20 protein-coding genes are annotated in these 21,130 nt (G+C 45.5%); 9 read left to right on the plus strand and 11 right to left on the minus strand.

The features are described 5' to 3' along the window. Positions 1–31 precede the first annotated feature (31 nt). Positions 32–1,216: a DUF3103 domain-containing protein gene (locus L5L98_RS07150; RefSeq protein WP_263139620.1), complete on the minus strand. Its 1,185-nt coding sequence runs from the start codon at positions 1,214–1,216 to the stop codon at positions 32–34. 380 nt (positions 1,217–1,596) lie between these two features. Further along, positions 1,597–1,899 carry a DUF3622 domain-containing protein gene (locus tag L5L98_RS07155; protein ID WP_263139621.1) on the minus strand — a complete coding sequence of 101 codons (303 nt, stop codon included), beginning with the start codon at positions 1,897–1,899 and terminating at the stop codon, positions 1,597–1,599. 380 nt (positions 1,900–2,279) lie between these two features. Here L5L98_RS07155 and L5L98_RS07160 point away from each other — a divergent pair, with 380 nt between their 5' ends. Beyond that, positions 2,280–3,557 (plus strand): glycerophosphodiester phosphodiesterase family protein, encoded by a 1,278-nt coding sequence (locus L5L98_RS07160; RefSeq protein ID WP_263139622.1) that lies wholly within the window; start codon positions 2,280–2,282, stop codon positions 3,555–3,557. A gap of 87 nt (positions 3,558–3,644) precedes the next feature. On the opposite strand, the gene L5L98_RS07165 is transcribed toward L5L98_RS07160, so the two are convergent. Beyond that, a complete protein-coding gene (locus L5L98_RS07165) occupies positions 3,645–4,211 on the minus strand; it encodes a phosphoribosyltransferase (protein WP_028759331.1) in 567 nt (188 codons plus the stop codon). 290 nt (positions 4,212–4,501) lie between these two features. After that, the gene (locus L5L98_RS07170) at positions 4,502–6,268 is read right to left on the minus strand and encodes an alkaline phosphatase D family protein (RefSeq protein ID WP_263139624.1); all 1,767 of its coding nucleotides are present in this window, start codon (positions 6,266–6,268) and stop codon (positions 4,502–4,504) included. A 256-nt stretch (positions 6,269–6,524) separates the two neighbouring features. Between L5L98_RS07170 and L5L98_RS07175 the strand changes: the two genes are divergently transcribed. Continuing rightward, positions 6,525–6,950: an HPP family protein gene (locus L5L98_RS07175; RefSeq protein ID WP_219253916.1), complete on the plus strand. Its 426-nt coding sequence runs from the start codon at positions 6,525–6,527 to the stop codon at positions 6,948–6,950. A 99-nt stretch (positions 6,951–7,049) separates the two neighbouring features. Then, the gene (locus L5L98_RS07180) at positions 7,050–7,655 is read left to right on the plus strand and encodes a DUF4274 domain-containing protein (RefSeq protein WP_263139626.1); all 606 of its coding nucleotides are present in this window, start codon (positions 7,050–7,052) and stop codon (positions 7,653–7,655) included. 27 nt (positions 7,656–7,682) lie between these two features. Here the strand turns inward: L5L98_RS07180 and L5L98_RS07185 are convergent, their stop codons facing one another. After that, positions 7,683–9,044, minus strand: a complete 1,362-nt coding sequence (locus L5L98_RS07185) for an MATE family efflux transporter (RefSeq protein ID WP_263139627.1) — start codon at positions 9,042–9,044, stop codon at positions 7,683–7,685. Positions 9,045–9,456: 412 nt separating this feature from the next. Between L5L98_RS07185 and L5L98_RS07190 the strand changes: the two genes are divergently transcribed. Beyond that, complete coding sequence (locus tag L5L98_RS07190) at positions 9,457–10,374, plus strand: alpha/beta hydrolase (protein ID WP_263139629.1); 918 nt, start codon at positions 9,457–9,459, stop codon at positions 10,372–10,374. A gap of 83 nt (positions 10,375–10,457) precedes the next feature. On the opposite strand, the gene lgt is transcribed toward L5L98_RS07190, so the two are convergent. Next, complete coding sequence (gene lgt, locus L5L98_RS07195) at positions 10,458–11,237, minus strand: prolipoprotein diacylglyceryl transferase (protein WP_105250184.1); 780 nt, start codon at positions 11,235–11,237, stop codon at positions 10,458–10,460. A 215-nt stretch (positions 11,238–11,452) separates the two neighbouring features. Further along, entirely contained in the window at positions 11,453–11,923 is a 471-nt protein-coding gene (locus L5L98_RS07200) for a cupin domain-containing protein (RefSeq protein WP_263139631.1), read from the minus strand. Between the two features lie 398 nt (positions 11,924–12,321). On the opposite strand from L5L98_RS07200, the gene L5L98_RS07205 reads away from it, so the two are divergent. Further along, a complete protein-coding gene (locus L5L98_RS07205) occupies positions 12,322–13,230 on the plus strand; it encodes a GGDEF domain-containing protein (RefSeq protein ID WP_131523762.1) in 909 nt (302 codons plus the stop codon). 160 nt (positions 13,231–13,390) lie between these two features. Here the strand turns inward: L5L98_RS07205 and L5L98_RS07210 are convergent, their stop codons facing one another. Beyond that, positions 13,391–15,580, minus strand: coding sequence for an OsmC domain/YcaO domain-containing protein (locus tag L5L98_RS07210; protein WP_263139633.1), 2,190 nt, complete (start codon positions 15,578–15,580; stop codon positions 13,391–13,393). A gap of 258 nt (positions 15,581–15,838) precedes the next feature. Continuing rightward, the gene (locus tag L5L98_RS07215; protein WP_113939077.1) at positions 15,839–16,069 is read right to left on the minus strand and encodes a hypothetical protein; all 231 of its coding nucleotides are present in this window, start codon (positions 16,067–16,069) and stop codon (positions 15,839–15,841) included. A gap of 293 nt (positions 16,070–16,362) precedes the next feature. On the opposite strand from L5L98_RS07215, the gene L5L98_RS07220 reads away from it, so the two are divergent. Together L5L98_RS07220 and L5L98_RS07225 are read left to right on the plus strand one after the other, a co-directional pair. Beyond that, positions 16,363–18,027, plus strand: coding sequence for a methyl-accepting chemotaxis protein (locus L5L98_RS07220; protein ID WP_263139635.1), 1,665 nt, complete (start codon positions 16,363–16,365; stop codon positions 18,025–18,027). Between the two features lie 223 nt (positions 18,028–18,250). Continuing rightward, on the plus strand, positions 18,251–18,430 hold the full coding sequence (locus L5L98_RS07225) for a DUF6435 family protein (RefSeq protein ID WP_028759324.1): 180 nt from the start codon (positions 18,251–18,253) through the stop codon (positions 18,428–18,430). Positions 18,431–18,461: 31 nt separating this feature from the next. On the opposite strand, the gene L5L98_RS07230 is transcribed toward L5L98_RS07225, so the two are convergent. Both L5L98_RS07230 and L5L98_RS07235 read right to left on the minus strand, forming a co-directional pair. Next, entirely contained in the window at positions 18,462–18,878 is a 417-nt protein-coding gene (locus L5L98_RS07230) for a ribosome recycling factor family protein (protein WP_263139639.1), read from the minus strand. A gap of 164 nt (positions 18,879–19,042) precedes the next feature. Further along, positions 19,043–19,930, minus strand: a complete 888-nt coding sequence (locus tag L5L98_RS07235; protein ID WP_263139642.1) for a LysR family transcriptional regulator — start codon at positions 19,928–19,930, stop codon at positions 19,043–19,045. Between the two features lie 99 nt (positions 19,931–20,029). Between L5L98_RS07235 and L5L98_RS07240 the strand changes: the two genes are divergently transcribed. Both L5L98_RS07240 and L5L98_RS07245 read left to right on the plus strand, forming a co-directional pair. Next, entirely contained in the window at positions 20,030–20,653 is a 624-nt protein-coding gene (locus L5L98_RS07240; RefSeq protein ID WP_212599698.1) for a short chain dehydrogenase, read from the plus strand. A gap of 137 nt (positions 20,654–20,790) precedes the next feature. After that, positions 20,791–21,036 carry a DUF3297 family protein gene (locus tag L5L98_RS07245; RefSeq protein ID WP_263139646.1) on the plus strand — a complete coding sequence of 82 codons (246 nt, stop codon included), beginning with the start codon at positions 20,791–20,793 and terminating at the stop codon, positions 21,034–21,036. Positions 21,037–21,130 lie beyond the last annotated feature (94 nt).

Here is a 21,130-nt window from a genome sequence, read left to right on the forward strand (position 1 = left end):
TTCAGCCATTGCATTTAGCCGCACTAATCCATCATGGTCTTGGTTGGATGACTAATGGCGCAAAGCTCGTCATCGCATTACCGTTAGCGCCGTTCAAGTTAGGATATTCAACCCCTTCCTGTAAAGTGTAATACACGTCGACAAAGTCATCGTCATTGGTGAACCAAGCATCCGGCATCACACTTAAAATACCATTGGTGATTTGCGGGATCAGCGCATAACCCTGAGCTTCAGGATCGGGGATCGACTTTAAGATCTGCTCCGCCGCTTCTAACAGCTTAGTGGCCAACACTTTATAGTTAGTACCATCGTCATGCTCCATTAAGATCATGTCCGCAGCCGCCCAACGATAACGCTCCCAATGTATGATGATTTGATTCGGATAATAGGTCGTATCCGCATAATCTAAATAGGGCATTTCGACGATATCGAGCACAGGCTCTTCACGGCTTGGATCAACCCCAGTCACTATGCCGTAAATTTCGGCACGACCAGAAATCCACGGCTCATGATCATCCTTCAAGGATATTTGTTTGATCACTGTGGTTGAAATCGGCTTATCTGCCACCGCCTGTGTTTGCGCACGGCTCAGTAGCGCGCCCTCTTTTTTCGCTGACTGCGCCTCGGCAAATGTCGCCCGCATCACCTCTAAGCCAGCCACAAAGGCTTTTTTGCTATCGATACCGACTACAAACACTGGCTGCTGCGGCAGGTTATACACGTCTAATTGATGCACTTGCCCATGAATATCAAAGGCTTCAATATAATCCCACTGACGCTCGTCACCATTGGGCTCATAGGCAAATAAAGGAGACTCACCTTGCTGCCATGGGGTCAACATGGCTTCATCCGCCAGACGCACTTGCACCAGAGAATCCGCTTGGGCACTTAAGCCCTTCACTCGGCGAATTGATGCATCGGCTTTGATGATCACATGATCATTGAGCCTACGCTGAGACAGAATGTCATCGGCATTCACTGCTAACTGATACTGGTTTATTTCAGTCTGTAAGATAGGCGCGAGCTGCGCATATTGATGGCTTAAATCTAACGCCAATGCCCGTTTAGTATTGGTTAACTGCGCTTGTGCATCCAAAGTCGAATCCTTTAGCGACGCTTGTAGTAAGCGTAACGCATCTCCATCTAAGGCTTGGCCATAACTCAGGGTTGCCGAAGCTGACAAACACAGCAATAAACTGGATTGAAGTAGTTTCATAGGAGTTCCCTTACCTTGATAAAGTTAAACGTGCGTTCGAATTCCTTACATATGAGCACAGAGCAGCATCTAAGTAAATCAAATGATAATAGTTATCGTTAATTATTAATGGTATAGGGTACGTAATCCCGGCTAAATGCGATAAAAACAAGCTAATGACAGCATTAGTAGATCAGTCCAGCCGAACAGAGTGTATGAAGATAAACGAGGAAATAGAATGAAATGAATTGATATGCACAGTTTCGCGAGCGACAAAAACACAAAAGGCAGATCTTAAGATCTGCCTTTTGCTGTTCATCGCCAGAGTAACGTTTCAGAACCCGTTATGCGCTCCCTTACGATCACACTGGCTTGATAAGACAAGGTTAAACGAATGAGTGTTACTCTTCGTCGAAATCATCTTCATCAAGATCTTCGGCATCAGTAGCCGCTTCAGCCGCTAATGCTGCGGCTAATTTTGCTTTAGCTTGTTTCTCTGAGCGACGTTTATTGCGCTCAGTTAACGTGCCTAAAAACACTTGTAATTCAGTTAAGCCCCAAGCTTGCGCTTCGGCTTCAGTCGCAAAGCCATCATGGCTCTTAGACACAACTGTTTTAGTTGATGTCATGCGACGAGTGACTTCAGTTTTCCAACCGTTGTCGCCCTGTGTCACGCGAAAATCGTATTTTTTGCCCTTGCTCATTCTGCTCTATTTCCTAAATGATGCTTGTCACGTTTGTCTTATCAAGCGAACCAAACGCTCATCATAAAACAAAAGGAGCGCAGTGTACTTGATTTCGGCCCAGAAAGATCGCCCAGATGAAAATATTCATGCCAGTTTCATCGACTCGCCCAGTGGAGTCAATTCTCAAGTCTAAAACAACACTGCGCATATATCCCGCTCATCCTCTATCTATGGATGTTTATCGCGAGCTAGCGCAAACACACACGCCTTAGATAATCGTCGTGCAAACGGTATATATTCTTGTTTATGTCATAAAAGTAGGCTTTTTCAGTCACATTAACACTTTAGAGTTTCTGATTAATATTAATAATTTACATCATTACTCATAGGTAAATCTGATGAAACTACGCCCTATTTCGTCGCTCTCACTTGTCCTGTTAATTGCCACGAGCGCTTTATTAGCTGGTTGCAATAATGACGATGATAACGCCGCAGTCACGCCACCCACCAGCAAACCCGTTCCTGCTCAAGTGGGAGAAAGACCCTTATTCCTCGTTCGTCAAATGCAAGACAGCACACTTAAAACCCGCTTAGAACAATGCACCACTGACAGTTTTTATCGCAGCGAATTTTCCATAGGTCACCGTGGCGCGCCAATGAAATTCCCTGAGCATACAAAGGAATCCTACCAAGCGGCTATCGATTCGGGCGCAGGCATAGTCGAGTGTGATGTCACCTTCACCGCCGATAAAGCTTTAGTTTGCCGCCACTCACAGTGCGATCTTGCCAGCACGACCAACATTTTAGCCATACCCGAACTTGCCAATAAATGTTCGAGCCCGTTCATTCCTGCCGATCCCGCCAATGGCGTCAGCGCATCGGCAACCTGTTGCACTAGCGATATCACCCTTGCCGAATTTAAAACTCTCAAGGGTAAGATGGAAGGCAGCAATCCGAAAGCGACCACTGCGGCCGAATTCATCAATGGTACCCCAAGCTGGCGCACCGATCTTTATGCTGGCAATGGCACCTTGATGACCCACGCTGAAAGTATTGAAATGTTTAAAAAAGCCGGTGTGAAGATGACGCCTGAGCTAAAAGCGGCGAGCGTATCTATGCCCTTCGATGGTTTTACTCAGCAGGATTACGCGCAAAAAATGTTAGATGAATACACGGCGGCGGGCGTCGATGTTTCGCAAGTATTCCCCCAGTCATTTATTTTGGATGACATCAAATATTGGGTCGCCAACGCACCTGAATTTGCGAAGCAAGCCGTGTTTCTCGATGACAGATACGATTATAACAGCGCCTTTGATCCGCAGAACTCTGCCACTTGGTCGCCATCAATGGCGGATTTAAAGACCCAAGGCGTCGAAATTATTGCGCCGCCACTCTGGGTATTAGTCGCCTTAGATGCGGACAAAAAGATCATTCCTTCGGAATACGCTAAGGCCGCCAAAGGCGCAGGGCTTAAGATCATCACTTGGTCGCTGGAGCGATCTGGTTTATTAAAAAATGGCGGCGGCTTTTACTATCAAAGCATTACCGAAGCGATAGATAACGAAGGCGATACCTTTGAATTACTTGATGTACTGGCGAAAGATGTTGGCGTGATTGGAGTGTTCTCCGACTGGCCCGCCACAGTGACTTACTATGCTAACTGTATGGATTTATAAGTTTTAAAATAGAAAAAACGCGTTAACGATTCATCGTTAACGCGTTTTTTTTATTGTGAAAATAGTCTTTATCTCGCCGCAAGCAAGCTATTTAAACAGGTGCTGGATATTCTTTAAATCGCCCTTACCTTCGGCAATTTCTTCAGGCGTTAACCCTGTGACTTCGTGCGGGAAAACTAACCAGTCTTCAGAGGCATGAATGTAATAGTCGGGTTTTAAAGGCACTGCGGTATTTTTTGGCTTGTAATAAGGGCAAGCGATACGGATATCGGTTGGCATATTTAGGCGCATCAGTTGGCTGAGTTTTTCTTTTAATGCATGAATACTACGGCCAGAGTCAAACACGTCATCCACAATCAACAAACCGTCACTCGCGTTCGCATTTTCAACGATGTAATGCAGACCATGCACTTTGATTTCTTTGCTTTGTTTGTCGGTGCCAATCCCATAATAAGAAGAGGTACGCACGGCAATGTGATCGGTTTCAACTTGTTTAAAATCGAAAAACTCCTGTACCGCGATCCCGATTGGAGCACCGCCACGCCAAATACCCACGATAAATTGCGGACGAAAGCCACTCTCATACACTTGCGAAGCTAATAAAAATGAATCTTCCAGCAATTGCTGCGCGGTAACAAAATACTTTTCTGACATGACACAGTCCCCATCACATTGATTTTATTCTTAGGTCGTTAAAGCAAAAGCTTATGACCCCTGTAAGGTCTGTTCGGCGGGTAAAGGTTCCCAAAACACTAGAACAGCTTTGCCTTAGCAAGTGTAGGCAGCCGCCGAATTTTGGGAGCGAATTTTATACCAAAAAAATGCGATGTGCTGCAGTAATAGTAAGAACTTGCGTGACAACAGACATTTATTTTGCCTTTTAAAGCCAAAAGCAACAAAAAGGCCACCCTAAGGTGGCCGATAAACAAGCGAACAATACCGCATTAAACGATAGGCGTAATCACATGCTCGCCTACTTTTGTCTTAGCACTATAACCACGGGCCGTTGCAACTTGGAAATCCTTCGACAAAATGGTATCCACATAATGCCAGTCGCTGCGCACCTCATCAGCGGTAAAGGTGAGCGTCATAAAGCCTCGGTCTTTTAAGTTAGCGTACTTAAGATCTGGCACTAACTCGACGATTGCCGCCTCGGTCGCGGGGATCTGTTCCGCAGGGAGATTCAAATAATATTCAAGGCCTGGCGATGATACTGAGCTGGTCGCAAACTCCACCCCAACGGTATCGCCATTCACGTCTTTAAGCTCGTTTGCCCATGCATTATGGGTGTCACCCGCGATCACAACTAGATTGAGATTTTTCGATTTAGCCGTACCTAAAATCACTTCACGCTCATAGGCATAACCATCCCAAGCATCTAAGTTGTACGGGATTGCAGGTAATTGCAGCAGTGCGATAACTTCTGGCGTGAGTAAAGCTTGATTGGCTTGAAGATATTGCAGCTCTTGGGCAGTCAGCGTGGGATCATTTGCCGCCGCACGGGCCGCTAACTTAGCTAAAGCCCCTAACATGGCAAATTGGGGAATGCTCATCTGCTGAGTGGCAATCGCCGCCGGCAATGACATCTTACCCATTAATACCTGCTGTCCCAGTACCTGCCACTTGCCTGTCGACTGTAGCAATGTGCCCTGTAGCCATAATAATTGCGTCAGCCCCAGCATAGTGCGAGTGGTCGAAGTGACATCGGCAAGGAAACGCTCTCCAGCAAACGAGCCCGTGGTAGGATCCATATAATCGGCATAATCGAGCTGTTTATCACGGGCTAATACGCGAGTATCCAGCATATGCAGATCGACGAGATTGCCGTAACTGAAGCTGCGGTAAATCTCTTCATGGTTCCCTTCACGCCATGGGCGAATCGGCAACCACTCGAAATAAGCTTGTAGTGCCGCTTCTTTACGAACGGCAAAATCCCCTTCGCCTTCGTTGTGATTCTCGGCACTATCACGCCAAGTATCATTGGCCACTTCATGATCATCCCACACTGTAATAAAAGGCACTTTCGCGTGTAACTTTTGCAGACTCGCATCGGTATGGTACTGACCATGGCGAGTGCGGTAATCACTCAACGTCAGCAACTCATTGGCGGGTAACACTTCACGCCCCAATTCGGCAGCATGCTCACTGGCATAACCACCGCGGGCATATTCATAGATGTAATCGCCTAAATGCACCACAGCATCTAAATCATCCTGCGCCGCCGCTAACTCATAGACGTTAAAATAACCGGCAGGAAAGTTAGCACAGGACATCACGGCTAATTTGACTGAGCTAACGTCACCCTCAGGCAGAGTGCGGGTTTTACCCACAACTGAGGTTTTATCACCCGTCATAAAGCGATAAAAGTAGGTTTGCCCGGCACGTAAACCACGGGCATCAATCTTAACCGTGTAGTCACGGCTCGCATTAGTGACAGTCTCACCTGTGGTCACTAATTGACTAAAGGCCGCATCGCTTGCCACTTGCCAACTCACTTTTACATCGCCCTCAGACTCAGGCGTGACACGGGTCCAGAGGATCACGGCATCGACTGCCGGATCGCCACTGGCAATTCCATGTAAAAATTGCGCGGGTACAGAATTATCATCATTACTATCACTACAGCCCATCAAGCCGTAAGAGATCACAGCAACACCAACACCTTTGGCCGACATAGCCAAAAAATCACGACGAGTTACGGTACGATTCATTATTATTATTCCTTGTTAGAAAAGGCTTCACTGGTATGAGGTCTAATAAGACCACGATTGTGAGATATCACTGTTACATATTTGTGACATCTTTGTCAGCCTTTTATGATATCTATCAATTCAAACACTTATACTGGATAGCGTACTTTATTTGTGCAGGACTGGCGTAGCTTACAGAGAAGCTGCTAACATCGGTGCAGGCTAACGCAGCGTGTGAAATGCACGCCAGAGAATGGCAAGAAAAGGAATTTATATAATGAAAGTCAGCGATATTATGAGTGATCAAGTCATCTGCATCAGCGATGGCGCCAGTTTGAAAGATGCCCACCATCTGATGCAAACCCGTGGCGTACGCCACTTACCTGTGATTTCTGAAATTGATGGCACCCTCGTTGGCGTACTCACCCATAAAAAGATGATCGCCAGCGTGATGACTATGTTGAACAAGTACGGCCAAGGCGCGCTCGAGCGCAAGGAACGATACACGCCGATCACAACTGTGATGGATAAAGACTATCAGCATCTCACCGCCGACGAGCCTTTAACTGTGGTGGTGGAATATTTTATCGAGAACAAACTTGGTTGCCTGCCCGTCGTCGATGTCGATAAAAAGGTACTCGGTATCGTCACTTCATCGGACTTTATTAAGTTGTGCCGTACCCTACTGCAACAGCAAGCGTAACGTTTTACGCTCCCTTTCTGCCATGTCAGCCTTTTGCTACACAAAGGCTGACGCTGTATTTTTTATAAACTGTGTTTTCTATAAAAAGAAAGGATTCCCTTGGCTAAATTACTCTCCCAGGAACAATTTATTCGCGCCTATGAATGCGCAGAATTAGGCTGTATTGCCAATCAACAACTACTCGCCAAATTACTCGCCGATCCCGATTATGACGCTTTACATGAATACAGCGCCTACTTTGGCAAAGCGGCGGCGCAAATCACCTGTATCAGTGACTTACAAAGTATGGAGGAATTGCATTTTGTCGCGGGGAACTTGAATTGGGACGATCATGACCCAAACATGGTCAGGGCGATTATCGAACATCCACTGTGTGACGCGGGTACCGCCTTATTACTTTACTGGTACGGACAAGGCTTTTATTACTCCACGCCGGAGACGCTCGACACACCTTTTGGACAGCTATTCAAAACCATAACCGATAGATTTGTTACGCGCGGCTATGCCAGTTATAAAATCCATTTTGACCCGATTAAAGAATGTTTTATGCCCTCATTAGAAGACGTTCTTACTAGAGGATGCCAAATTCCAGGGGCTATTTTTGCCCCCTACAGCACCATGGAAATCGAAACCGATGAAGGGCACCCAAGGTATCTACAATTTAAAAATGAACTACTGAAATCGGGCAAATGGGGCAACCAATAAGCGTTGACCTTTTGATATCAGAACAGTTTAAGCTGGGGTTACTGGCGGAATACGCGTAAAACGCTGCCAGCGACCCGAGCGCCAACGGTGCACCATAATCAATCCACGTACCCACTCATCTGCCGCAACGGCAAGCCAAGCAGCAAGCACGCCATAACCTAAATGCAAGCCAAAGAACCAAGCAAAAAATACCCCAATACCCCACATGCTAAAAAGACCTATACGCACAGGGAACGCCACATCACCCGCGCCTTTTAAGGCCGAAATAATCACCAGATTAAACACCCGCCCCGTTTCGAGCGCGATTGAACCTGCCAGTAATAACGCCGTCAGTTGGATAACTTCTTCGTTTTCACTCAACCAGCCGACAATAACGAATCGCTGCCAGTAGAAGACTAATACTATGGTCAGTGAAGCGACAAAGCCCACCAAACAGTAACGCTGCACCCGAGTGGTGATTTCATCGAACCATTGTTTACCTACATAGTATCCGGTCTGAATTTGCGTCGCTTGCCCGAGTGCGACTGCAAAACAATAGATAAAACGGCTAATATTCAAGCCATAGGTGTAGGCCGTGAGCGATAAAGTGCCCATCTGGCTGATAAAGTAGATGATGGTCATCTGAGCCACATTGTAAGACAGCATCTCGCCAGCATTGAGCAGGCCAATACGCATCACACTCCAATAAGTGCTGCGCGGTAAAAGCTTAAGTCTTTGCAGTGGCAGCGGAATTTGCTTATGCCGGATCACCATCAACATGATCACAGCGCCAATGATCTGGCTGGTCACTGTCGATATCGCCACCCCTGTTACCCCATAAACAGGTAAACCAAAGGGTGAATACAGGGCAATATAATTACCGATCACGTTCATTAAGCCCGTGCTCGAGGTGACTAACATGGCCGAGCGGGTAAAACCGTAACTACGCAAAATAGCGGCGAAGGCAATGTTCATCACTAGCCCTATGCTCACGCTGCCGCAAATCACTAAATAGTCATATCCAAAACCAGCCACATCGTGCTCAAGCGCAAATAAGCCGATAATGCCCTTAGCACCAAAGAACATAGATGCGCCCATGACCAAGGCTAATACCAAACTCAATACGACACTCGCCACCCCGATATCAACAGCCTGCTGTGGTTTGCCTGCCCCATTGCTTTGACTAATCAAAATACTCGCGCCCGTACTCACCATCATGGACATGACCATCATGAAGAACATCAGCTGAGTCGTGAGTCCCACCGCGGCAACCGCATTATCGGAATAATGGCTCAGCATAAAGATATCGCTGATCCCAAGCAGAGATTGCAACAAGGTCTCGATAAAAATCGGCCACGTCAGGGCAACTATGCCCATGCGCTGTTGCAATGTTTTGGGTGCTTTTGCCACGAAAGATTCCTGCAAATAGAGAACGAATAACGAGAGTGATCGCTGGCTCAATGTGTCGCTCAAACGGCATCTTGGCAACCTATATTTTAGCCAAGAGACTGAAACCCACTTTCACAAATAGACATCAAAGTGCTATCGAACACACAATCAGGCGGACATTTAAGCGCATTAAGCCTGACAGTCAATTAAGTTGGTAATTTTCTTACAAGATACCCTACAACTCAATCTGTAATAGTGAAAAAGATGCCGACTGCAACCGTATTCATTACTAAGTTAAGACCAAAGTTAATTTCCGCAATCATGATAGAGCTCATGGCTGAGTGTGAATCTAGGCTACCAATTCAATTAAGCTGCCGATAAACTCAGCCCATTGCAGAACAGCCGAGCGCACTAAAAATTGAGGGAGTATTAAATGAGCCAACTCTATTTAGAAGAGGGAATTAAACAATTGGTTAGCGAGTTTATCGCGGCGGGTTGCCCATCGGTGCGAGAGCAAAGCATTGAGCAACGTAGACAAGGTTATATTGCCAGCACTGTACTCGCAGGTGAGCCTGAAGAGGTGTTCGAGGTTAGATCTATTTCCATCGAGGGGGCAGAGATCACCCTATTCAAGCCTTCGGCGGCAGACAATTTACCTATCGTCATTTACTACCATGGTGGCTGTTTTGTCAGTGGCGGCGTTGAAACACACAATCAACAACTGCGAAAACTCGCCAATGATTCTGGCGCACTGGTGATCGCCGTTCGCTATCGCCTCGCCCCAGAACATGTTTATCCCGCAGCCCACGACGATGCCTGCCATGCCGCAGAAGTCATCTATCAACATTGTCACCAATGGGGCGGTGATAACACTAAGATCACCCTAATGGGCGACAGCGCCGGCGGCCATTTAGCCCTAGTCACTTGCCTGCGTTTAAAAGCCAAAGGGCAATGGTTGCCACAGAAACAAGTGCTTATCTATCCTATGCTCGATGCCACCGCGAAGAGCCAAAGCTATAGCGACAATGGCGAGAAATACATCATCACCCGCGACACCTTGCTAACAGGTTTCGATCTGTATTTAGATTGGCACCCCAGAACCGATGCCGAAGCCAGTCCACTACGCCGTGATGACTTAGCAGGCTTACCCGAAACCCATATCATCACCGCCGAATTCGATCCACTCGTCGATGAAGGTGAACAGCTATTTAGGAATCTATTAGAGGCTGGCGTAAATGCCCACTGCCGTCGTTATCTTGGCGTCATCCATGGTTTCTTCCAACTCTCGGGCGTGAGCCGTTCCGCTCGGGATGCCATGGTGCAGGTGACCAATATAGTGAAGACAGCCTAACGTCATACTTGATGATTAATTCATTCATAAAAAAGGCTTTCTATCTAGATAGAAAGCCTTTTTTAATCGTTTGATATTCAGATTTAAACGGTTTTCTTTCGATACGCCAAGAACAACAAAACTATACCTACGGCTAAAAACGGTAAGCTCAGAAGTTGTCCCGCACTTAAGAAAGTTTCAGAGTAAGCCGCTTGGCTAACTTTAATCGACTCAATCGCAATTCGCGCACTAAACACCGACACCAGAAACAGACCGAAAATAGCCCCATGTCTTTGTTTAATCTGCGTGTATTGATACAAAGCATACAGACCAATAAAGATAGCTAAATAAGCGAAAGCCTCATAGAGCTGTGCTGGATGTCTTGGCAACATGTCGACACGGGCAAATATAATGCCCCAAGGTTGAGTCGTAGGATCGCCTAAAATTTCTGAGTTGGCGAAGTTTGCCATACGCACAAAAAAGCCAAAAATGGCGGTGGCGATAGCAAGTCTGTCCAACAAAAACAGGAAGGGTAGCTTCACTTTACGTTGGTAATAATACAAGGCCAGAATCGCGCCTAAACCACCACCGTGGCTGGCAAGTCCGCCTTCCCAAATCGCCAAGATCTTAAGCGGATGAGCAAAGTAATAAGTCGGATCGTAGAACATACAATGGGCCAAACGCGCGCCCACAATAATGCCAACCACACAATAAATCAGTAAATTATCAAGGGACTCAAGATCGAGATTTTCCTTGATATAAATCCGCTTCATCACCTGAAAACCAGCAGTAATAGCAAGAGCAAACAGGACTCCATACCAATGTATTTTTAGTCCCATAAACGAGATTAATACAGGATCGAGCTCCCACACTAAGTGTTCCAAATTCAATTACTCCATAACACTTGGTACATAGAGGTACGCCAAAAAGCATGTTTTACGTGGTTAAACGCCAATAGACAAGCCTTGTCGTGGGGATATCTTACTATTGAGTCAAATTTAATGACTCAGAGCGACCTTGGTTTAACCGAATGAGGCAATGTCAGCCAAGTTACCATTTAACGAATCAACTGGCTAAATTTAACTGACTTTAGCCCCCCCTAACGGCTCAGACGTTGGATGATTTCACTATGCTGTGGATATTGGGCTAACAAAGTTTGTTGGCTAAACAACTCAAAATCATCAAAGGTAAAACCGGGCGATACCATGCAACCCACTAATGAAAAACCATCTTGATTCATGGCTGAACCAAAGATACAGCCCTTAGGGACTAAAAACTGTGGCCGCTCGCCCGCAGCTATATTAAGCCCTAATTGCGCCGTCGTTAGCCCCCCATCAGGATCAATCATGTAAATCGTCAGCGATTGCCCCGCATGGAAATACCACATTTCATCAGCTGTCAGACGATGGAAATGGGAAACCTCTCCCGTACGCAGCAAAAAATAGATACTGCTCCATAATGCCCGAGTCTGATCAAATGCCGTTTCTGAACGATAGGATGAGCGGTAATAACCGCCTTCAACATGCTGCTCTAGCGCTAAATGTTCAATAAAATCATCTGCAGTATGCATTATAAATCCCTGTGTAAAATTAAAACCACAATTAAGGCCCTAGATTCTACTCGAAAATCATCTGTCCACTAAGCACTGCAATGAAGCTTTTTGAATATAAGCACAAACGCTAAAGTTCAAGACATCACGACTGACTCGATACGATCGCAAGGCTTAGGTTTTAAGCCTCAACAGGGATACAACTCTGCGCCATCGAACGCTCTGATGCCTTGGTAAAATCGCGACGACAAATAAATTGTACGGCATATTGTTATGGTTTGTTGTTACCCACAAAAGCGGCTAAATTGTAATGAGTTCGCAGGATGCATTCGCGGCTAAAGCGCCAAAGAGTAGTTTATCTATGATAACTTGGACACGCGGACTTAAGGTTGGGTGATTTTCCACAGGGATTTTAATCGATGATCAAAATAGAAGAAATGGCTTTAGTCCTTGATGCACTTCCTGATCCTACTTTTGTTCTGTCAAAAAGTGGTAAATACATTGCCGTCTTCGGTGGTAAAGATGACCGTTATTACCACGATGGTAGTGGCCTAATCGGCTTGTATCTTAGCGATGTGTTAAAGGCTGACAAACTCAATTACTTTTTACAGGTTATCGAAAGTGCATTAACCAGCCGAAAATTACTGATCGAAGAATATGAATTGAGCAATAAAGATGTCAAAGGCTTACCCGATATAGGCCCTGAACAACCCATTTGGTTTGAGGGACGCATTCAAGCACTAGACTTTCTGGTTGATGATGAGCCAGTGGTGCTTTGGGTCGCCAGTAATATTTCCAAGCGGCATGAGCTTGAACTGCAACTACGTCAGCTCAGCGATACCGATCAGCTGACAGGGCTGTATAACCGTCGCCGCTTAGAACGTGATTTAACCTTCCAATTCGATATATTTCAGCGCCACCGTATTCCCACCTCAATCTTGATCCTCGATTTAGACCACTTAAAGTCCATCAATGATCAGTTGGGTCACTATGCAGGCGATCAAATCATCATCGCAGTTGCCGAAACCTGCCGAACTCAATTTAGAAAAACCGATAGCGCGTATCGTTTTGGTGGCGATGAATTTGTGATTGCCCTACCTGGGGTAGAGCATTCGCAAGCGGTTGAATTTGCAGAATACCTCTGCGATTGCTTTTACACTGAACTGCAAAAATATGCGGTCAATGGCTTGTTTGCCACCGTAAGCATTGGAGTCGCCTCTATCGAACCATTGGATAAGTCCTATGAAGAAACGCTTAAGCGGGCCGATGCCGCCTTGTATCAAGCTAAACGTAACGGCAAAAATCGAGTTATATCAAATACAGCCTGAGTGGACTGAACATTTCAAACCACACATAGCAATAACAAGCGTCCTTAATAAGTGATAGCCACAAGTGCTCATAAGAAGCGCGAATCAAAAGAGCAACAAACAAAAAAGCGAACCAAAAGGTTCGCTTTTAAACACATTAAGCTAATGCCAAATAACAGAATTAATTCAGGTCTTTCGCAGCTTTACGGGCTTGATGCAACTTCTTATAGCTTTCAATCAATCTTAAATGCGGCTCAATGCCTTCGAGCTGCATGCTGGTCTTAGTTAAGCCATAAAAACGCACTTTTCCTGTGACTGAGCCAACGACGTTGTCCATCACTTCTTTACCGAACATACGGTTGAAGTTATGGATAAAATCATCAAGTTCTAACTCTTCATCTAAGGTCACTTCCAGCACAGCATTCATGGCTTGGTAGAACAGGCCACGTTTAACGGTATTGTCGTTAAACTGTAGGAACTCACCGACCAGCTCAATCGCGTCTTCGTGTGCACCGAGTGCCAAATAAATCAGGATCTTAAGCTCAATAATCGTCAGTTTTCCCCACACAGTATTTTCATCGAATACAATGCCGATTAAGGTGCGAATATCCGTGTAGTTATCGAGTTGGCTTTCTTCTAAACGGTTGACCAAATTAGCCAATTGCTTAGTGCTTAACGAATGCAGATTTAAGATATCTTCACGGTACGCCAGTGCCTTGTTGGTGTTATCCCAAATCAAGTCATCAACTGGATAAATCTCCGAATAATCAGGAACTAAAATACGGCACGCCGATGCGCCTAAATCGGTAAACTCGGCGATATACACCTCTTTACCTAACGCTTCTAAGATCCCAAACAGGCCGCTGGCTTCTTCTTCGCTGGTGCCAGAAAAATCCCATTCGCAGAATTCATAATCAAATTTACTGCTAAAGAAGCGCCATGAAATCACTCCTGTTGAATCAATAAAGTGCTCAACAAAGTTTTCAGGCTCGCTGACCGCCATGCTGTTAAAGGTCGGTTTTGGCACATCGTTTAAACCTTCGAAACTACGGCCTTGCAGCAATTCAGTTAGGCTGCGCTCTAACGCCACTTCAAAGCTTGGGTGCGCGCCAAAGGAAGCGAATACTCCGCCAGTTTTCGGGTTCATCAGGGTGACGCACATCACTGGGAACTGGCCGCCGAGTGAGGCATCTTTGACCACAACCGGGAAACCTTGCTCTTCTAAGCCGTTAATGCCCGCGAGGATGCTTGGGTACTTTTCTAGTACAGACATAGGCACATCGGGCAGGACAATTTCTTGCTCAATAATTTGGCGTTTTACAGCGCGCTCAAAAATCTCTGACAAGCACTGCACATGGGCTTCTTGCAGGTTATTACCCGCACTCATGCCATTGCTTAAGAACAAGTTTTCAATCAGGTTCGACGGGAAGTAAACCGTTTCACCGTCAGATTTACGAGTATAAGGAATCGCACAGATACCGCGCTTAATATTGCCCGAATTAGTATCAATCAAGTGCGAACCGCACAACTCGTCGTCTGGGTTATAAATCTCTAAGCAATAGTCATCGAGAATACCCGCTGGCAGCGCATCGTCTTCCTCTAACGCAAACCACTTTTCATTGGGATAATGCACAAATTCGCTATTGGCGATTTCAGTCCCAAAGAATTGATCATTATAGAAAAAGTTATTATTCAGACGCTCAATAAACTCGCCGAGTGCCGAGCACAGCGCGCTTTCTTTGGTCGCGCCTTTACCATTGGTGAAACACATTGGCGAAGCCGCATCACGAATGTGCAGTGACCACACGTTCGGCACGATATTGCGCCATGATGAGATCTCTATCTTCATTCCAAGATCGGCGAGCATGCCCGTCATATTGGCAATGGTTTGCTCCAGCGGCAGATCTTTACCCAAAATAAAGGTGCTCGATGCCCCACTAGGCTGGCCCATCAACATGGCATTGGCGTCTGAATCTAGGTTCTCAACGGTTTCAATTTTAAATTCTGGGCCAGTTTGCACCACTTTTTTAACGGTACAACGGTCAATCGAGCGCAAAATACCTTCGCGATCTTTCTCCGAAATATCTTCGGGTAACTCAACTTGAATTTGGAAAATCTGATTGTAGCGATCTTCTGGATCAACAATATTATTCTGCGACAGTCTAATGTTATCCGTTGGAATATCACGGGCTTTGCAATATACCTTCACGAAATAGGCCGCACACAGGGCTGACGACGCTAAGAAATAGTCAAACGGACTAGGGGCAGAACCATCACCTTTGTAGCGGATTGGCTGATCGGCGGTCACGGTAAAATCATCAAACTTGGCTTCAAGTCTAAGATTGTCGAGAAAATTAACTTTGATTTCCATTGAATATGATTTCCACTAAATATGCGAGTCTGTAGCAGCCCATCGACCAAGTCGCGTCATTGGTAATGAGTCATTAAGGGTGAATTATCGGTGTTTTTGGCCCATTAGTCTTGGGTTAATTATGTTAAAAACCATAATCAGGGCATTTACGGCTGAGCTTGACGGTTTGAATAGCAGGGTTAAGCGAGTACTTAGATTGAGTCTCAAGAAGGCGAGGAAACCAATGAGTCGCAGAGTAACACTCTGTGCAAAAACACATTATGGATGTTTTTCAGTTTCTCGCTTAACCAACAGAAAGGTTAAATACATCTTAGTCGGTAATGACAAGGCCATGCCAAAGGCGACACACATAGCGCTGATAATAATCCCTTGCACGCCCATCGCCTCAACAGTTTCATTAAAGTTATGTAAGTAGATGCCCAACGCAATAAGACAAATGCCTACAGTAATGCAGATTTTCAGCGTTAGGATCAACTTTTCATTCGTCACAACCCTGCCCTTACTGTTCGCCACTATCTCCACCAGCACATCAGCCTGCACCAACTCTAGCTAATTTTGCATCAATTTAAGCTAATATAGTGAACTCATTGGGCCCGTATAGTGTTGATAAAGATCAAAAGAAAGGCCTAGATTCACAGCATAGTTAACGACTTTGGAATAAATCAACAGCGCGCATTTTATCGATTTCCATTACATTTTTGTTAACTTAAACACTTAAGAATGCGGGAAATTAGCTATACTGCCCTGCAATAAAAGAGATGTTCATCATGGAGTCGTCAAGCATGTCTAATTTCAGCCTACGTAATAAATTACTGCTGTTGTCGTTATTCCCTTTAATTTTTACTTTGTTCGTACTCATGACAGTTTCTTACTATGTCGAAAAAGACGCCCTTGCAGATGAGGTGACGACCTTTAGAACTAAGCTCATCGGTGAACGTAAAACACAAATAAAAGAAGCCACCGAAATTGCCGCAGGAATAGTGCAGTATCAATTGTCTTTAAAAGAAAATGGCAATGTAAACCAAGCGCTACGTGATATCCGTTTTGGCAGTTCTGGTTACTTCTTTATTTACGACTCCCAAGGTAAAAACCTGTTCCATGCCGTCATGCCCAACCTCGAAGGGCAAAATAAAATTGATATGACAGATCCCCGCGGCACTAAAATCATTGTCGGTTTACTCGATGCCGCTAAAAAAGGGGACGGTAACTTCTCGTTCTACTTTCAAAAACCCAATACCAATGAGCAAATTGAAAAAATCGGTTACTCCATGATGATCCCTGGCACAGACTGGATGCTAGGCACGGGAGTCTATATCGATGATATCGACACTGTCGTTGAGGATTATCGTGCGACGGTCACTGAGCAGATGATCGAAAAATCCTATGCCATTCTGTTAATTGCGCTGTTACTCGCCGCGATTACTGTCGCTGTTATTCTGATCACTGCCCAACGTATGGTCGCGCCCATTAAAAATATGGCGAATAACTTAAACGATATCGCTAAAGGCGAAGGCGATTTAACTAAACGCCTCACAGTGAAAGGTGAAGATGAAATTGCACAACTAGGTCAATCCTTTAATCTGTTTGTCGATAAACTCCAAACCATCATAGGCGATGTGGCAAACGCGACGGCTAAAGTTAAAACCGCCGCCAACGCGATTCACGATCAAACCAAAGTCATGTCGAGCCAACTCATCAGTCATAACAATGAAACTGATCAAGTGGTTACCGCCATCACTGAAATGTCAGCCACCGCCAGCGAAGTAGCGCAAAATACCACGCAAGTGGCTGAAGCGACTCACGCTGCCACTGGCGATGTAGCCAATGCTCAGCGCTGCGTCGATGCTTCTTTAGAAGAAATTTCGGCACTCATGGCGCAAATCAACAATGCGGCGGGCAGTATTCAATCCTTGAGCGAACAGTCTAAAAAAATCAACAACGTGCTGTCAGTGATTGGCGGTATTGCTGAGCAAACTAACCTATTGGCATTAAATGCAGCCATCGAAGCGGCCCGCGCCGGAGAACAGGGCCGAGGCTTTGCCGTGGTGGCCGATGAAGTGCGTAACTTAGCGAGCCGAACGCAATCAAGCACTTTAGAAATCAATGAGATGCTATCTGAACTGCACAAGCTTGTCGCATTGGCAGTAAAAACGATGGAAGAAAGTCAGCAAAGCTGCGTGCGCTCGGTAGACTCTTCCCGTGCAATTTCTGAAAGCCTAGGCTCAGTGACATCGGCGGTCACGGCAATTAACGACATGAGCACCCAAATTGCGACGGCGGCCACGGAACAAAGCTCTGTGACCGAAGAAATCAACCGTAATGTGTTCGCCATCCAAGAGATTGTGAATGAGTTACTCCATTCCAGCGAAGATGCTGCCAGAGTCAGCCAAACCGTGTCGCAGGAAGGAATTAACTTAGGTAAGCTCGTCGGTCAGTTTAAGATTTAAAATATTTTCAATGGGTTGTAAGCTAGATAAGACATAGCAACCCATTAGTTTGCTGCAAATGTAAGATAAGGTCTCAGCCTTGCTGAGGCCGATGGCAGTGGAATTGAAGGATTGTGGGATTGTGAGATTGTGAGATTGTGGGATTTTTTAATTTCAAAAAGTAAAACTTAAATCCCATTGCCTACGTATATAAGCCCAAATACCCAATCCAATAGAAATGGCCATGTTCTCAATATTTAAGAAAAATCCCTTAAAAAAATTAACTCAGCAATATAACGCCAAGCTTGAACAAGCTATGCATGCCCAGAGAAAAGGCGATATTAGATCCTACTCAATGCTGACCGCTGAAGCCGAGCAAATCGAAAATCAAATAAAAGTGTTAGAAACAACAAGCCATAAATAAACCTTCAAAGCAAAAATACTCAGCAGACAAACTACCAAGAGTCAGCTTGAAAACGTGCCAATCTGGCCTCTGTGACTGTGCATTGAGTCAATTGCATCAACTCACCTAAGGTAATCGCAGGGTTGTCTGTGATAAGCCGAATCAGCTTAGCGTCTAATGGTTCAAGTTTGTCCGCATGTTGCAGCAAGGCTGACTCCAACTTTTTGATAAGATAACCAAACTGGCCATCTTTAGCTGTTAACTGCTGCGCCAGCAATGGCTCACTTTGTAAATGCGCACAGCAGGATTGGATCTTGAGCGCCGCGCCAACAATGCACCAATTCCTTGAACGCCGCACACGCTTAAGCTCGCAATCATATTGGATTGCAATCGCTTGAGCTTGTTTAACCGCCTCCCGCCCAATTCGATGGATCAGCGAGGGCAGCGAGATACTAATGTCGTCGTTCATAACGCTTGGTTCATCGCCGCTCTTTTATGCCTGCATGGTAAAAGCCTGCTCGACTTTACATTCAAATACAAAAATTCAATGCGCGGCAGTGTACTCTGCCTCACTTTATTCTAAAAGCTCCGCCCTCTGCCGGATAAGATTTGATGCGATTATGCTTTTACTCATTAACCAACATATTTTGAGTGAGTTTCGCACCAAGTTTGTAGCTTATTTTGTAAATCACGCAGCTTCTTTGGGTAATGGCTCTGCTTGGCATAAACCATATACAACTCATGTGGATAGAATTGCCATTGGGGAACGAGCAAAGTGAGTTTGTGCTGAACGATATCCTCCTCTACCAAATAATAAGGCAGGCTAGCGATACCTGTACCACTCAAAGTAAGAAGATGTGTAGTGGCATAGTTTGAACTGCACAGTGCAGGCTCAAAAGTGAGCGTGAGACTGTCCCCCGCGAGCGGTTCAAACACCCACTGTTTTTCGCCCGAAGACAATAGACGATAATGGCGTAAATCATCAGGGTGACGAACTTCTGCGGCTGCGGGATGTGCAGGTGAAACCACTAAGACATGACGAATTCTGCCAAGATATCTGGCGACCAGATTATCGCTGTGCGCAATGCTTGTTCTTAAGGCGAGATCAAACTTACCGAACTCAACATCTTGAACATTCTGCTCAAAACACAGTTCGAGTTTCACTTGAGGATACGCAGCAATAAACTGAAGCAGCATAGGACTCAGCAATTTTTTGCCCAGTTCCGTTGGAGCGGTGAATTTTAAAGTGCCACAGGAGTCCTGCGTTAAATCCTGCACTAAACGTCCAGCTTCATTGGCCAGCCTCTCGATTTCGCAGGCTTTACCATATAACGCTTGCCCTGCTTCGGTCATTGATACTCGCCGCGTGGTTCGGTGGAGTAATTGACAACCCATTTCATCTTCAAGGGATTTAACATGGCGCGACACTAAGCCTTTAGATGCGCCGAGTTGTTCAGACGCAGCGCTAAAACTGTGCATTTTGGCAACCAGCATAAATGACTGCAGATGAGTGAGATTCATCAATTAAACCCATTAACGAAACAATGTGGTGATTATATGCGCTTTTTCTATTTAATTAACCAGACTATCCTCAATTCGTATTCAATTTAGGAGCATGTCATGAAAATAGTCGTAGTGGGTGCATCAGGCACAATCGGACAAGCAATAGTCCGCTTATTTCATTCAACTCAGCATGAAGTTATTCAGGTAGGGCGAACAACGGGGGATGTCCTGATAGACATTCGGGATGAACATTCACTCCATCAAGGGCTAGAAAAAATCGGTAAAGTCGATGCAATGATTTCGGCCATGGGTGATGTCGTGTTTAAACCCTTTAACGCTATGACTCAAGCAGACTGGTATACAGGGCTCCAAAGTAAGTTATTGGGGCAAATACAGTTAGTGCAAATAGGTAGCCAATACCTCAACGCTGGGGGCAGTTTTACACTGACCAGTGGCATTATTGCCGATGTCCCAGTAAAAGATGGCATCAGTGCCGCCACAATCAATGGCGCACTTGAGCATTTTGTTACCGCCGTCGCGGGTGAATTACCTGCGCAGCAGCGGATAAACATTGTCAGCCCAACGGTATTAAGCGAGTCATTAGCGAGCTATCAGGACTATTTTCCCGGTTTTAGTGCAATCAATGCCGACATATTAGCCAAGGTTTATTTGCGCTCAGTCATGGGCAGAGAAAACGGCCGAGTGCTGAAAGCCTTTTCCAGCTGCGGCACAGTGTCCTAACAGCAGTGTCCTAACAGGACAACCGAACCTTGTAACGCAAGGCGCGTAATCAGTCACAGTTAAAGTCTTGAGCGTTGCGCTGGGATTGCCTACAATAGCGCACGCTTTTTCACTATAGACAACGACAGATCACGACCATGACCGACACAACATCATTACCTGCTTTACCGGATCGCCTTTCCGTTAACCCACGCAGCCCACACCATGTGGCAGAAATTTTCGAGCACGATATCGGTATTAAGCTCAACGGCAAAGAGCGTTTTGATGTCGAAGAATATTGCATCAGTGAAGGTTGGGTAAAAGTGCCAAGCAAATCCTTAGACCGTCGCGGCCAACCTCTTTTGCTCCCAGTAAAAGGCACAGTTGAAGCCTTTTATCGTTAAGCTTTAGCGCAAAGAGCAGGATCATAACAACGGCCAATCTAATTGGCCGTTTTTGTTTGCCCAGCAGCAAATGATACTAATTCAATACTACTTG

This window comes from Shewanella sp. SM23 (assembly GCF_025654295.1).
Classification (GTDB): domain Bacteria; phylum Pseudomonadota; class Gammaproteobacteria; order Enterobacterales; family Shewanellaceae; genus Shewanella; species Shewanella oncorhynchi.